Source organism: Bacillus sp. 5mfcol3.1 (genome assembly GCF_900114335.1).
Lineage (GTDB): Bacteria > Bacillota > Bacilli > Bacillales > Bacillaceae_G > Bacillus_A > Bacillus_A thuringiensis_S.
Genome location: NZ_FOST01000005.1, coordinates 96719 through 112442, shown reverse-complemented (window position 1 = coordinate 112442; position 15724 = coordinate 96719). Strand labels below are relative to the sequence as shown.

Genomic DNA, 15724 nt, shown 5'->3' with positions numbered 1-15724 from the left:
ACACCCTCCTAAAGTTATTTAGACTAAATAAAAGTAATCATCATTTGAAAGATAACTGTCAAACCATAAGTTATTAAAAATATAATTGTACTTAGCTTTATTTTCAATCTATTCGAAATAGAATCATCTAAATTAAGTAAATATAGATAAACAAAACCTGCCAAAAATAGTTGAGATCCTGGAGACCACCCTATCCATTGAACATCGTATAAATTGTTTAAACCAGCAATCGAAAAAATAACCATATTTAATAACACAGATGCTATATTCGCAGAAACTATTATTGGAAAAAAATTGCTGAATTTTAGTTTTTTATGAGTAATAAAATTTGTACTAAAAGTAATAAATAATGTTTCTATTACTACCACTGTAATACTCACAACCAATTGTATTAAAATTAAAAAGACTGTGACAAAATAATCTGTAAATAATTGTAACGGCATTTCCATTTTATGGAATTCTTTAATAACTTTAAACTGTTTAATTGTAAAAAGTGAATTTGCGACCACTACTAGAATGAGTAGCAAAAAAGATAATAAATTTATGCCCCTTTTATGTATTAACTTAAACATTTTTATCTCCCTAATATAAGTAAATTAATAAATCGTTATGTTTTTTAATACACAAATAGCTGTGTGCCTCTTCTATTACATAACTCTAATACCCTATAAACATATCATTCTAAAATTAAATTTTAGAATACACCTCATCATAATTAGGGGGCAATTTTGCCCCCCTAATGTCCTTTTTAAAGAGCTCTTGCTGCAGCCCTCTTACCCATTCTAGTCATTCCTAAAATTGTAGCACGATAGCTCCAAACAGCTGCAGAAGCTGCAGCACCAATTCCAGTTAGAGACAATAGTAAAGAAGCATAAGAAATCCAATCTAAAGCGGCCATAATTGCTGATGCAGTAGCTGCGCTACATCCAATAAGATTCATAATCATAACTTTTTTCATTATAAATATCCTCCTTGAACATCCACTTAATTTTAATATAAAAATAATAATTCCACTCTTCTTCTCAACATCCCCCAGATTCTACTAAAGTTTACCATTATAGTTAAATATACTCAATATCCTTTTATAGAATTTTCTAAAAATAGTTTTTTAGATTTTTAAATATGATACATGAGCACTTTCTCTCATGTATCAAAATGTATTCTTATATTTTGATACTCTTAATAAGATCAAAAAAGGAGCACTAAATAATAAAGTGAAACTTTAATCAGTGGGGTTTTGTTCATCCCTCACTGATTATTAGCCTTCACCAATCGGGCTTTTACGGGCAGCCCGACCCTACCTAACTTCTTTGCTTCCACTGAATTTTGAGGTGGGGGTCTTACTGCCCGTTAATGCGGGATAAATCCCATCCCCACTTAATCAACTAATCAAAAAATATTAGTTCAATTAATAATTTTAAAAGGAATTTCTAGAAAGAAACATCTGACTATAAGATAGGAGCCTCCTTTACATTTCCTCTTGAAAACTGTGGTATATTAGACGATATATAGTTAATAAAGGAGTTCAATTAAATGGCAAAAAGTATTGTAATCGCTGAAAAACCTTCCGTTGCACGAGATATTGCTCGTGTACTGAAGTGTGATAAAAAAGGAAACGGCTATCTTGAAGGTAGTAAATATATTGTAACTTGGGCTTTAGGTCATCTCGTTACATTAGCAGATCCAGAAAGTTATGATGTGAAATATAAAAAGTGGAATTTAGAAGATTTACCGATGCTACCTGAGCGTTTGAAATTAACGGTTATTAAACAAACTGGTAAACAATTTAATGCTGTAAAAAGTCAGCTACTTAGAAAAGATGTAAATGAAATTATTGTAGCAACAGACGCTGGACGTGAAGGGGAATTAGTCGCACGCTGGATTATCGATAAAGTTAAGCTAAATAAACCAATCAAACGTTTATGGATTTCTTCTGTAACCGATAAAGCAATTAAAGATGGTTTTGCAAATTTAAAACCAGGTAAAGCCTATGACAATTTATACGCTTCAGCAGTTGCGCGTTCAGAAGCTGACTGGTATATCGGTCTTAATGCAACTCGTGCTTTAACGACTCGCTTTAATGCCCAGTTAAATTGCGGCCGTGTACAAACCCCTACTGTTGCTATGATTGCTAGTCGTGAGGATGAAATAAAGAACTTCAAAGCTCAAACTTACTACGGCATCGAAGCTCAAACGATGGAGAAACTCAAACTTACTTGGCAAGATGCAAATGGCAATAGCCGTAGTTTTAATAAAGAAAAAATTGATGGTATTGTAAAAAGTTTAGATAAACAACATGCTACTGTTGTGGAAATTGATAAGAAACAGAAGAAGTCATTCTCTCCTGGTCTTTACGATTTAACTGAATTGCAACGTGATGCAAATAAAAAGTTCGGTTACTCTGCTAAAGAAACATTAAATATTATGCAGAAATTGTATGAACAGCATAAAGTGCTAACGTACCCTCGTACAGATTCACGCTACATTTCATCTGATATCGTTGGAACACTTCCAGAACGTCTAAAAGCATGTGGTGTTGGAGAATACCGTCCCTTCGCACATAAAGTATTACAAAAGCCTATCAAACCTAACAAATCATTTGTTGATGATAGTAAAGTAAGCGATCATCATGCGATTATTCCAACAGAAGGATACGTTAACTTCTCAGCATTCACAGATAAAGAACGCAAAATTTATGATTTAGTTGTAAAACGTTTCTTAGCTGTTTTATTCCCAGCATTCGAATACGAGCAACTAACATTACGTACTAAAGTTGGTAGTGAAACGTTCATTGCACGCGGAAAAACGATTTTACATGCTGGCTGGAAGGAAGTATACGAAAATCGATTTGAAGACGATGATGTAACTGATGACGTAAAAGAGCAGCTTCTTCCTCGCATTGAAAAGGGCGATACATTAACTGTAAAGTTAATTATGCAAACATCAGGCCAAACGAAAGCACCTGCACGCTTTAATGAAGCAACTTTACTTTCAGCAATGGAGAATCCTACAAAATATATGGATACGCAAAATAAACAACTTGCTGATACGTTAAAATCGACTGGTGGATTAGGTACTGTAGCGACACGTGCAGATATTATCGACAAACTTTTCAACTCTTTCTTAATTGAAAAACGCGGCAAAGATATTCATATTACTTCAAAAGGCCGTCAGTTACTTGATTTAGTACCAGAAGAGTTAAAATCCCCTACACTAACTGGTGAATGGGAACAAAAACTTGAGGCTATCGCAAAAGGTAAGCTAAAAAAAGAAGTATTCATTTCTGAAATGAAGAACTATACGAAAGAAATTGTTTCTGAAATTAAATCGAGTGATAAAAAATATAAACATGACAACATTTCAACGAAGTCTTGTCCAGACTGTGGTAAACCGATGTTAGAAGTAAACGGCAAAAAAGGAAAAATGCTCGTATGCCAAGACCGTGAATGTGGTCATCGTAAAAATGTATCTCGCACAACAAACGCTCGTTGCCCACAATGTAAGAAGAAACTAGAATTACGTGGTGAAGGTGCAGGTCAAATCTTTGCATGTAAATGTGGCTATCGTGAGAAACTTTCTACATTCCAAGAGAGACGTAAAAAAGAATCTGGAAACAAAGCTGATAAACGTGACGTCCAAAAATATATGAAACAACAGAAAAAAGAAGAAGAACCATTAAACAACCCGTTCGCAGACGCATTAAAAAAATTAAAGTTCGATTAAACAAAAAGGTTCCTACCGCTCTCGGTAGGAACCTTTTCTTAGTGAATGATTTTACTTCCTTTTGCATTCTCAACAAATTTTTCACTTGATTTGTTAATTGGTGTTTTCAGTAATAACGCAGCAACAATCATAACTACTACGAAAACACTTAACACAAGTAAGTCTCTTATTACGATATCCCAAAGCATTCCGCCAACCGTTTCACGAATTGCACTAATTGCGTATGTGAACGGTAAGAACGGATAAATTGCTTGGAAGAACGCTGGTGTCATTTGGATTGGGAATGTTCCGCCCGATCCTGCTACTTGTAGTACAAGTAAAATGATCGCCATCGATTTCCCAACGTTTCCGAAAATAGAAACGAGTGAGTATACGATACAAACGAAGACTCCACCAATAAATAAACTAAATAACACAAACCAGAACTTATCGACTACGTACGTACCGAGTAAGAATATATCTCCCATCGATACGATAAACGCTTGTGAAAGACCTATCGTTAAGAATGTTAATAAACGTCCGAAGTAAATTTCATGGCTCTTATAATTCGCGCCCTCTTCGTGTACTTCTACTGTTAATAATGAAACCATTAATAATGCGCCTACCCATAATGCAAGCACTGTATAGAATGGTGACATTGCTGAACCGTAGTTCGGCATCGCAAATAATTTATTCTCTTTTAAATTTACTGGATTCGCAAAGTAATCACTTTGCTTTTCAACATCATTTTTCAATAAACGTATGATGTCTTTTAAATCCTCTTCAGATTCAAAATCACGAATTTTATCTGCTAATTCTTTAATCTTTTTCTCAGTAGCTGGCATTTCAGCTTTAATGTCTGCTAATTTCTTTTTACCATCTACTAAGCCTTTTGATGAATCTTCTAGTAATTTTTTAACATCTGGAAGCTTTTTGTCTGCCTCTTTTAAAATTTGAGATGTGTTTTTAGACATCTCTTTTGTGCGAGCAATTGCTGCATTGAAATTTGGAGTGATTTCTGAGTCATATTTAGCTAAAATGTCACCAATTTGACCCGAAACACTTTTAGACACTTGATTAATACTTTCAATAACATCAGCTGCTGGTTTTTGACCTTTATTAATAGCGTCAATTCCTTTATCAGTTAACTCCATTCCTTTTTGCAAACCATCTTTTGCTTTATTTAACTTAGAAATTGTACCATTAAGGTTTTTATCACTATTCACATCAGCTAACACTTTATTTGTACTTTCCAGAACTGGAATCATGTCATTAACTAAATTCCAACTTGCTTTAAACTGCCCATTTAATTCATTTAAGGCTACTTTTGTAGAATCTAAGCCGTTAACACCTTTATTACTTAAATCTTCTTTTGCCTTTTCAAGACTGGTTTTTAGTTTTGCATAATCCGCTACAGCCTGATCATAGTTCTCTCTACCATTGTTTAATATCTCATTAGCCTTATTTATATCTTGATTTAAATTGCCTCTAAGCTGCTGAGCATCTTCTTTTACATTGTCAGCCTTATTTTTCAATTGCTCAGCTGTACTTACTGCTTTTTCAAAATCTGCTACAAACGTCGCATTATAATCTGCTTCTGCTTGATTTACCAAGTTATTTATTGCATCTAACTTTTTATTAGCAGCATCTCTGACATCTTGTTTCACTTCTTGCCCTGTACCAATAATATTAGCGATATCTTTAACGCCGCCATTTGCATTTTCTATAGCTGATTTAAGATTCGTTAATTTATCTATTCGTTTTTGGAAGAAGTCTTTTCCAGAATCAGTTGGTGCAAATTCCTTAAATTTAGTAAAGACATCAATTAAATATGAAACACTATCTGCACGACCTTGAAGATTTTCAGAAACCTTATTAAGGTCTTGTTTTGCTTTTTCTGGATCAAAATTACCATTTTGCAATCCGTTTATAACGCCTTGTGCATAAGTTGTTCCGACACGTATTGAACTAAAAACATTATTTACAGTTTGATTAATATTTTTAGCAATATTTTTATATCCCTCGCCATTCACTTGCGGTAACTCTGGAAGTGTTGGTATTTGCGGGATGGTTATATTCGGTAAGTCTGGGAACTTGGATGGATCTGGAAGTGCCAGATTGAAATCCAATGATGGATTCTTTAAGAAATCCGTAATTGCCGCGGCACCATCTAAACCTTTTTGCATTACCATTAAATTATTCTTAATAGTTCCCGGAGCGCGATTCAATGTTTCATCATTTCTCGCAAAGAATTTATCTAAATTCCCTAACGCTTCTTGCCCATCATTCATAACACTCTCTACAACTGGCAACTCTTTTTGCGCTACTTTCACAACATCTTCTGCTCGAGTTGCATCATCTAATGCCTTATCCATAAGTGTATTCATTTCTGGGAACTGCGCTTCTAACTTAAATACAAGATCTTTTACTTTTTCGATACTTGGTAAATTTGTTTCTAAATCGATTCCAAGATCATTGAAAATTTTAAAAATCTCACCGTTTGCTGTTTTAACAAAGTTTTTACTAATTTCTTCTGTAATACCTGATGCACCTTTTGCTGTAATCTTCGGTGCAATTGCGTTTACTTTTTCATTCACATAGTAATCCAGTTCTGGTTTTTTAGGATTTTCATCCAGAACAGTTGCAATTTTTTCAGAGAAGTCTTTTGGAATCGTAATACTTGCATAATAATCCCCACGCTCAACTCCGTAAATTGCTTGTTTCTCATCTACAAATTTCCAGCCAAGATTTTTGTTTTTCTTAAGGGAGTCTACAATCTCTTTCCCGATATTAATATCTTTCCCTCTTAAATTAGAACCTGCATCTTGGTTAGAAACTGCAATGGGAACCTCTTTTGTATTTCCATACGGATCCCAAGAAGCTTTAATGTTAAACCATGCATATAACGATGGTAAAATCATTAATCCTAAAACAATAACAATTGCAGCCCAATGTTTGGCTACATTCCGTAAATCTGTCTTATAAATACGCCAAATCTGTTTCATAGAAGTTATCACCTAATTATATATTTTTCCTTCTTTAGAAAATGATACATACATTTTGCAATTATATCACTTTCTACATCGTGTATTAACCAAAAACGTACTATTTTTTCCCATTAACTTTCACTTACTTCATTATATAACGAAGTGAGTGAAAGTATGAATACAAAATGACCAAATCGGTTTTACATTCAATAATAACAAATATATATGAAATGTCATAAAAAATACAAGTATTTTCTCTTGGAAATACTTGTATTCCTAAAAAAAATCCTCACAGCTTTTATTCTCTGTGAGGATTTCTTCTATTATATATCCAATTGAACCTCTACACCGAAATGATCTGAAATTACATTTCTGTTTGTACCATTAAAAATAACTTTTGAAGAATGAACTTTTTTACTTTGGTTACACAATATTAGATCGATTCGCAAATTATGTTTATTTTCATCCCAACCAGCAATCTCGCCTTGGACAGTCGTTCCTTCATCCTTCTCTATTGCTAATTCATATGTGTCATACAACCCTTTTTGCATCATATACTCATAACCTTCGCCTTCCAAGCGAGCATTGTTATTAAAATCTCCCATTAAGAAGGCGAGCTTATTACTATCTACACGCCCCATCAAACGATCAACTTGACCTTTGAATGACTCTTCTTCATCATTCCACCAACCGAGATGGCAAGAGTAAAACGTTATATCTTTACCATTATAAGCAATTGTTGTACTTACAATTTTACGCGTTTTCCAATACGTTGTATCCTCGTTTTCTGAAATAAAGAACGTATCTTCTTTTATAATATTATGCTTCGTTATAATCGCTAACCCTTCTTCATACACGTCATAACCAATATGAGAGAAATCCCAAGTAATATTGTAATCTTTTACATGTAGCGCTTTTAACTCTTCTAATAGTAAAAGTCCAAAATTATCTTCTTTCTTGTTACCGCATACATTTTCAGCTTGTATGGACTGACTTACTTCTTGCAATGCGATGACATCGTACTCTTCTTCTTGAATTACTTTAGCAAGGTATTGTATCTTTTCTATTTGATTCTCTTCTTGCCAAGAATGACAGTTTAAAGTTAGCAATTTCATATTATTACGCACCTAACATATCTTGAATGTCTGACTTTAATACGTCAGCTTTCGGACCATATACCGCTTGTACACCTTTATCTTTTACAATAAGCCCTAAAGCACCATTTTGTTTCCACTGTGCTTCTGGTGCAACAACATCTAAGTCTTTTACTGTTACACGTAAGCGTGTCATACAAGCATCTACGTCAGCAATATTTTCTTTTCCACCTAATAAATCGATAACTTTTGTTGCTAATGAACCATCTTGTACATTTTCTGTTCCTTCTGATGCCTCATCTTCATTATCAATATAGTTACCTGCACGCCCTGGTGTTGGTAAGTTGAATTTTTTAATTAAGAAATTAAATAGTGTAAAGTTAAGACCGAAGAACACTAATGAAACAATAACAAAGTTGATTAAGTCTCTTGTTAAACCTGCGTTAACCATCATTGGTGTACGAGTAATTAACTCAATAAATCCAAATGCATGAACACGTAAGTTAATTAAATCAGCTAACGCGAATGCAAGTCCTGTTGTAATAGCATATACAACATATAATACTGGAGCAATAAACATGAACATGAATTCAATTGGTTCTGTTACACCTGTTAAGAATACTGCTAATGCTGCTGATAAAAACATTGGTTTATATTTTGCACGCTTTTCTTTATCAACGTTACGGAACATTGCAAATGCAATCCCCATTAACGCTGCTGTTGAGCCGATAACTTGTCCAGCTTTGAAACGAGCTGGTACAACGTTATTTAATAAATCGTTATATGCCTTCGTATCTCCATTTGCCAATAAATTATTTAAATCTGTAATCCATGCAAGCCATAATGGATCTTGTCCTGCTACAACTTGTCCAACTTTTGAACCAGTTAGCATCGTATATGTTCCGCCTAGCTCTGTATAGTTCATCGGAATCGTTAACATATGGTGTAAACCAAATGGTAATAATAAACGCTCTAACGTTCCATATACAAACGGTGCAACAACTGGTGCACTATCTTTTGAAGCTGCAATCCAGCGACCAAATTCATTTAACCCACTTTGGATGAATGGCCATAGAAGTGATAATACAATCGCAGTAACTGTAGACCAAAGAATTACAACGAATGGTACAAATCGTTTTCCATTAAAGAATGCTAATGCCTGTGGCAGTTTATTATAGTTATAATATTTGTTATATAGATTAGCTCCTAAGAAACCTGTGATAATCCCAACGAAAACTCCCATGTTTAATGCTGGTGCACCAAGTACAGAAGTAAAGTAATCTTTTACAAGTAAATCTCCTGCTATTACTGAAGAAACTGTCGCTTTTGAATCCGCTAACATTTGAGCGTTTACGCCAAATATAGCTCCTGTAATTCGGTTTGTTAAGACGAATGCTAATAGCGCTGCAAATGCACCACCTGCACGATCCTTCGCCCAAGATCCCCCAATTGCTACTGCGAATAAGATGTGTAGATTTGTAATGATTGCCCAACCGATGTCTTCCATTACGCGAGCGATTGTATGAACTGCGTTAACATCCCCAGCAGACATACCAATTAACTTACCGATGGAAATCATTAAACCAGCTGCTGGCATTACGGCTACAACAACTAATAACGCTTTCCCGAACTTTTGCCAAAAATCAAAAGACGTAATTTTCATCTGTTCTTCCTCCCCTTTATTTATAACAACATAATGATTTAAATTATAATTTCTGTTCCCTTTATGAAAACGATTCCTTTTGTTACTTTATTTTTATCTTTACGCAACCGTTTTCATAAATCTATTTTAATAAAAGCGTTTTCACTTTGCAATAGAAATTTATTTTTTTTCATAAAAAAAGATGCTCAAAGAGCATCCTTTTTTATTATGAAATGCGATAAACCCTTGTTTCATAAGGTTTTAAAGCAATTGTTGTTACTTCTTCATGTTCCGCAACTTCATAGTTATTTAAAAGCAAACGTTTGCGTTCTAGTGCAAATAAATCCTCATTATACACTGCTTCCTCTTTTGAGATATTACTAATTACAATGACTTTTTCATCCTGTAACGTACGTGTATATGCATAAATTTGTGGATCGTCTTCTAAAAGTAAATCGTACGTACCATAGTTCAGTACATCGTGCTCTTTTTTCAGGGCAATCATTTTCTTATAGAAATTGAAAATAGACTTTTCTTCATTTTTTTGCTTTTCAACATTAATTTCTTTGTAATTTGGATTCATGCTAAACCAAGGTGTACTTGTTGTGAAACCAGCATTCATCTCATCATTCCACTGCATAGGTGTACGTGAATTATCGCGGCAAGAAGCCCATATAATCTCCATCATATCTTGATGTGGTACGCCCTCTGCGATTTTCTCGCGATATAAATTTTTAATTGCAACATCATCGTAATCTTCAATATTTGGTAACTGAACATTTGTCATACCAATTTCTTGTCCTTGATAAATAAACGGTGTACCGTGCATAAAGAAATACATCGCTCCTAGAGCTGTTGCACTTTCACGCCAATATTGTTTATCATCTCCCCATGTTGAAACGATACGTGGTTTATCGTGATTTTCAATATATAAAGCGTTCCATCCTTTATTCTCTAATCCTTTTTGCCATTTCGTTAATACTTTTTTCAATCCTACAACATCAAGGTCTTTCTTCTTCTCTGCATCCCATAAACTTAAATGTTCAAACTGGAATACCATATTGAACTTACCTTGCTCTTCTCCAACCCAAAGCTCAGCATCTTCAATCTTAACGCCATTTGCTTCACCAACAGTCATAATATCGTACTTAGAGAATGTATTTTCTTTTAGCTCTTCTAATAAAGGTTGAATACCTTTCACATTCATATGTTTATCAAAAGATGGCACATATTTTAACTCTTTTGGATTTGGCATATCCTTAAGGCCTTCTTCTTTTTTAATATGACTGATCGCATCAACGCGGAAACCATCAATACCTTTATCAAGCCACCAATTAACCGTATCATATAGTACTTCGCGAACTTCTTTATTCTTCCAGTTCAAATCTGGTTGTTTACGTGAGAATAGATGTAAATAATATTGTTCTGTTTCTTCATCATATTCCCATGCCGAACCATTAAAAATACTTTCCCAGTTGTTTGGCTCCGCACCATCTTTACCATCATGCCAAATATACCAATCACGCTTCGGATTATCTTTAGATGAACGTGATTCAATAAACCATGGATGTTCATCACTCGTATGATTAATAACTAAATCAATAATAAGCTTCATATCACGCTTATGAACTTCATCTAGTAAAGCATCAAAGTCTGCCATTGTACCAAACTCATCCATAATATCTTGATAATCACTAATATCATAACCATTATCATCATTAGGCGACTTATACATTGGACAAATCCAAATTACATCTATACCTAAGTCTTTTAAATAATCCAGTTTTGCAATAATACCTTGTAAATCTCCAATACCATCACCATTTGAATCCATAAAGCTTCGTGGATAAATTTGATAAGCAACTGCTTCTTTCCACCATGTCTTATTCATAGTCCTTCTCTCCTTTTGCATCCCATCAGAATTTTTATGCAAACGTTTTCGTAACACTATCATAACAAAATATGAACAGTTTGCAACTGTTTTCATTGAACTCTATGTAGATTCTTTATTCTTATGCTTTATTTATTTCTCACAAAGGTAAATCTCATTCTCCACCTCTCCTTGTCCACGCGTATTACAGACATTTTTCATATATTAATAAAAAGCTCTGATTATTTTGGAAAGGAGTAAGAAATTGAAGCAAACAAAATTAACAGGTCGTATCGTTGTTCCCACAGATCCTGACTACAATGTAGCCCGAATGAATTTAAATTTAAGTATTCCAAAACTCCCTTGTATTATTGTTTTTTGTCAAAATAACAAGGATATCTGTAACGCCTTAAAATGGGCACGTGAACGTCATATACCATTTCGGTTAAGAAGTGGACGTCATAGCTATGAAAATTTTTCTCTTTTAAATAGAGGACTTATTATTGATGTGAGTGAAATGCATCGCATTACTGTTAATACAGAGAAATTAACAGCAACAATTGAGGCTGGTGCAAATCTTGGCACTGTTTATAAAGAACTTTGGAATTACGGTGTTACAATTCCTGCTGGTACAAGTGCAAGCGTTGGAATTGTTGGATTAGCACTTGGCGGTGGTATTGGTATGCTTTCACGCTTATTTGGATTAACATGTGATCAATTAATGGAAGTGGAAATGGTACAAGCGTGTGGAAAATTTGGTGCAAAACTCATTCGTGCAAATGAACAAGAAAACTCTAACCTTTTTTGGGCATGCCGTGGTGGCGGTGGTGGAAACTTCGGAATTATCACTTCCTTAACTTTTCGAGTCCACCCCGTAAAAAATGTATCAATTTTCTCAATTACATGGGAATGGGAAGACTTTATTGCTGCATTTCAAGCGTGGCAAAACTGGGCACCTTATATAGATGAACGTCTCACTTCATCGATCGAATTATTCGCCAAGCAACGAAATAAAATCGAAGCACAAGGCGAGTTTGTCGGTTCTCCCTCTGAACTCCATTCCCTATTATCCCCTCTTCTTGAAACTGGCAGCCCCTCTCTCTTTATAGAAGAAGTTCCTTATATAAAGGCTGTCGAATTTTTTAATGGCGGTAACATCCCTGAAAATTTCAAGCGCTCTGGTTCCTATGTCTATAAACCTATTCCCCTTAAAGGCATTCAACTCATGCAATACTTTCTTTCTCATGCCCCAAATAAAGATGCTAGTATTTGGCATCAATCGCTCATAGGTGCTGTTGAAAATATTTCGCCGAATGAAACGGCTTATTTTCATCGTAAAGCAATTATTGCCCAAGAATACATTACCTCTTGGAAATGCGATGATGAAGAAAATCGAAATATACGCTGGGTTAAAGATTTACGAGAAAGCTTAGATCCTTATACACTAGGTGACTATGTGAACTGGCCCGATATCGACATTAAAAATTGGCAAACTAGTTATTATGGCTCTAACTTTCACAGATTGCGTAAAGTAAAAACTATGTATGATCCTTGTGATGTTTTTCATTTCCACCAAAGTATTCCTCCTTTTCATACGTGAAAAAGAGGATAACATAAAAAAATCATCCAATATACCGTTACCTCACAGTATGTTGGATGATTCAAGTTGATTTTCTATATCGTTTCAAATTTTTGCTCCTACTCATAAACTTTTACTTACAGATTAATTGTATTTCGTATCATTTTCATGCAATGAATGTAATTTAATATTTGGTACTTTATCTTTTTCCATACCTCTATTATAAGAAACAGGAACTTGAAATTCGAATTGCTTTGTCTCATGTTTTTGTAAATAGACTGGTTTCGGTACTGGATAGCTTTTTGAATTCTCGTTTGCATTATCATATAAAACAACTTTTAATGCTTGTGAATGATTACGATAATTTTTTAAAGTAACAATGCACTTCGGTTGGATATTATCTCCATTTTTCTCCATTCTACACTGGCTATCTTCTTTTTTATATTCTATTGCTTCTACCCCTGTTTTTCCTGCATAGTACCATGTTTTATTCAATGTCTGGAGGATTGTATTTAAAATAAACGGCATCATTACAATCAAAATACTAATGCCTACTACTTTTATCTTATTCATTTTTCTAAATGTACTAGACTCCTTTTTTCCTAGCCATTTTAAAAATAATATAAATGCAATTACATGTAGTATGAAAGAAACAATCAATATATTTGAGACTGTATAATCCATATAAACATACGTATGTATCGGAACCTTATAGACATTGAATAGTTTTTCCCCAATTAATTCATTATCATTTGGAATTTTTAATAATAACAAAACCCCTATACTGTAACAAATAGCTACTAATCGATCATACTCAATACGAATCATTCTTTCTCCCCTTCACTTTGTTTTTTATTATCGATTTTAGCTATTATTACCATACTATACAATCTTTTTATAGAGGATAACGTAAAAAAGTTCCTTATAAATATATAAAGAACCTTATTAATATACATTATGAATTAAAAAATCAATATACAATTTTCACATTGAGATTTCTTCAAAATATGTTGGATTGTGTATTGTAATTTTTTTATCTAAAATTGTAACAATGCTATCATTTTTTAATTGTTTTAATACGCTGCTAACTGTCTCTCGAGATGTTCCAGATATTTTGGATATTTCAATTGTTGTAAGTGGACATGAAATTACAATCTTTTCCCCACTCTGTTCTCCTAAATCCTGCATTAAATAATTTAACGTTTGGATAACACGATCTTGTGCATTAGGAATTGTAATATTTTGCACTCGATTTTCATTCAATTTTAATATAGATGATAATTGCTGAACAACGTACATCAATTGCGTTCTGCTGGATTTTACCATATCTTCAAAGATTACCGTTGGAATATAATATACCTCCACATCCGTCATTGCTTCTGCTGTATAGTTATATCCTCTGTCTGTAAACATACCACCATAAGGAAAAATAGAATACCGCTTTACATAGTCATCGTATAATAAGTTCCCATTTTGATTAACCCGCTCTAACTTTACAAAACCATCTAACATGAAGTAAATTCTTTCCCTTGAATCCCCTTCTAAAAATAAAAATTGACCTTTTTTATAAGTTCGCCAATAAACAAACTCTGTTAAGCCTTTCAATTTTTTTTCTGTTAAATGAGCAAATAATTCGAACTGCTTTAAGTCTTTCACTACGTTCCGTCTATTCATAAAATTCCCTCTCTCTTGCTGTATGTTGGAGCGAAAAATCAAGAAAGCGTATTCAATTTGAATTTTATCATAATTAACTTATATATTCAGATTTCATCATGAAAACTTTATGAACAATGAGTACAAAAAATATTAATAAATAAAAAGAATGAAGTTATTAACCTCATTCTTTTTTTTACTACTAAGTAGCGTACATAATAATTTAAACATACATGCATACATTCTGTTTTGAAATAATAGTACCAGCTTTTTCTTCTAGTGCTTCATATACTTTTTCTAAAGACGTAATAATTGTTTTTCTTTTTGGATTTGTATTAACAAAATTAATAGCAGCTTCAATTTTTGGAAGCATGCTTCCCGCAGCAAATTGTTGTTCTTCAATATATTCTTCTAATTGATTCACTGTGACATGCTCTAATTTTTTTTGATTCGGTTGATTATAATTTACATACACATGATCAACTGCAGTTAAAATAACGAGCGTATCGGCATCTACTAATTCTGCTAATTTCTGCGCAGCGAAATCTTTATCGATAACCGCTTCAGTTCCTTTTAACCCTTCTTCGGAATCAATTACTGGAATTCCACCCCCGCCAACAGCTATCACTATGTTTCCATCTTCCACCAAAGAATTAATCACTTTATGTTCATGAATACTTACAGGCTTCGGTGATGGAACAACACGTCTCCATCCTCTACCAGCATCTTCTTTAAACACTGCTTTTGTTTCATCCATTAATCTTCTGGCCTCTTCCTCTGTATAAAAAGGACCAATTGGTTTAGTTGGATTTTTAAATGCCTCATCTTTTTTGTCCACAACAACGCGCGTTATAACCGTTGCTACATCTTTTTGTATATTCCGTTTTTTTAATGCCTTTTCAATCGCATTTTCCATCCAATATCCAATCATCCCTTGGCTCATTGCCCCACAAGTATCTAATGGCATTGCAGGTGTCTTTTCCGTTTCTGCAGCTTTTTGCTGTAATAAAATATTCCCCACTTGTGGGCCATTTCCATGCGCAATTACTATATCCACATCATTTTCCATTATTTTCACAAGTTGTTCCGCCGTTTTTTCCAACGCTTCTTGCTGCGCTCCCGCAGTAGCTTCTCCAGACTGTATCGCATTTCCCCCTAGTGCAACTACAATTTTTCTTCGTGCCATATTTCAGCCCT

11 protein-coding genes are annotated in these 15724 nt (G+C 33.9%); 2 read left to right on the top strand and 9 right to left on the bottom strand.

Translation table 11 applies throughout. The annotated features are described in order from the left end of the window. Positions 1–23: 23 nt before the first annotated feature. Together BM089_RS23230 and BM089_RS23225 are read right to left on the bottom strand one after the other, a co-directional pair. Positions 24–572 carry a hypothetical protein gene (locus BM089_RS23230; protein WP_090978216.1) on the bottom strand — a complete coding sequence of 183 codons (549 nt, stop codon included), beginning with the start codon at positions 570–572 and terminating at the stop codon, positions 24–26. A gap of 176 nt (positions 573–748) precedes the next feature. After that, on the bottom strand, positions 749–958 hold the full coding sequence (locus BM089_RS23225) for a hypothetical protein (RefSeq protein ID WP_090978215.1): 210 nt from the start codon (positions 956–958) through the stop codon (positions 749–751). Between the two features lie 575 nt (positions 959–1533). Between BM089_RS23225 and topB the strand changes: the two genes are divergently transcribed. Then, on the top strand, positions 1534–3723 hold the full coding sequence (gene topB, locus BM089_RS23220) for a DNA topoisomerase III (protein WP_090978213.1): 2190 nt from the start codon (positions 1534–1536) through the stop codon (positions 3721–3723). A gap of 38 nt (positions 3724–3761) precedes the next feature. Here the strand turns inward: topB and BM089_RS23215 are convergent, their stop codons facing one another. The 4 genes from BM089_RS23215 to BM089_RS23200 form a co-directional block, all read right to left on the bottom strand. Next, positions 3762–6707 (bottom strand): YhgE/Pip domain-containing protein, encoded by a 2946-nt coding sequence (locus BM089_RS23215; RefSeq protein ID WP_090978211.1) that lies wholly within the window; start codon positions 6705–6707, stop codon positions 3762–3764. A 305-nt stretch (positions 6708–7012) separates the two neighbouring features. Next, a complete protein-coding gene (locus BM089_RS23210; RefSeq protein ID WP_000771989.1) occupies positions 7013–7804 on the bottom strand; it encodes an endonuclease/exonuclease/phosphatase family protein in 792 nt (263 codons plus the stop codon). 4 nt (positions 7805–7808) lie between these two features. Continuing rightward, on the bottom strand, positions 7809–9446 hold the full coding sequence (locus BM089_RS23205) for a PTS transporter subunit IIBC (protein ID WP_000705568.1): 1638 nt from the start codon (positions 9444–9446) through the stop codon (positions 7809–7811). Positions 9447–9651: 205 nt separating this feature from the next. After that, positions 9652–11316, bottom strand: a complete 1665-nt coding sequence (locus BM089_RS23200) for a glycoside hydrolase family 13 protein (protein ID WP_090978209.1) — start codon at positions 11314–11316, stop codon at positions 9652–9654. A 244-nt stretch (positions 11317–11560) separates the two neighbouring features. On the opposite strand from BM089_RS23200, the gene BM089_RS23195 reads away from it, so the two are divergent. Then, positions 11561–12895: an FAD-binding oxidoreductase gene (locus BM089_RS23195; protein ID WP_000814905.1), complete on the top strand. Its 1335-nt coding sequence runs from the start codon at positions 11561–11563 to the stop codon at positions 12893–12895. A gap of 123 nt (positions 12896–13018) precedes the next feature. Here the strand turns inward: BM089_RS23195 and BM089_RS23190 are convergent, their stop codons facing one another. From BM089_RS23190 to arcC, 3 genes are all read right to left on the bottom strand, one after another. Further along, entirely contained in the window at positions 13019–13702 is a 684-nt protein-coding gene (locus BM089_RS23190; RefSeq protein WP_090978207.1) for an ABC transporter permease, read from the bottom strand. Positions 13703–13858: 156 nt separating this feature from the next. Further along, on the bottom strand, positions 13859–14548 hold the full coding sequence (locus BM089_RS23185) for a Crp/Fnr family transcriptional regulator (protein ID WP_001081906.1): 690 nt from the start codon (positions 14546–14548) through the stop codon (positions 13859–13861). A gap of 202 nt (positions 14549–14750) precedes the next feature. Further along, entirely contained in the window at positions 14751–15713 is a 963-nt protein-coding gene (gene arcC, locus BM089_RS23180; protein WP_000113953.1) for a carbamate kinase, read from the bottom strand. Between the last annotated feature and the right edge of the window lie 11 nt (positions 15714–15724).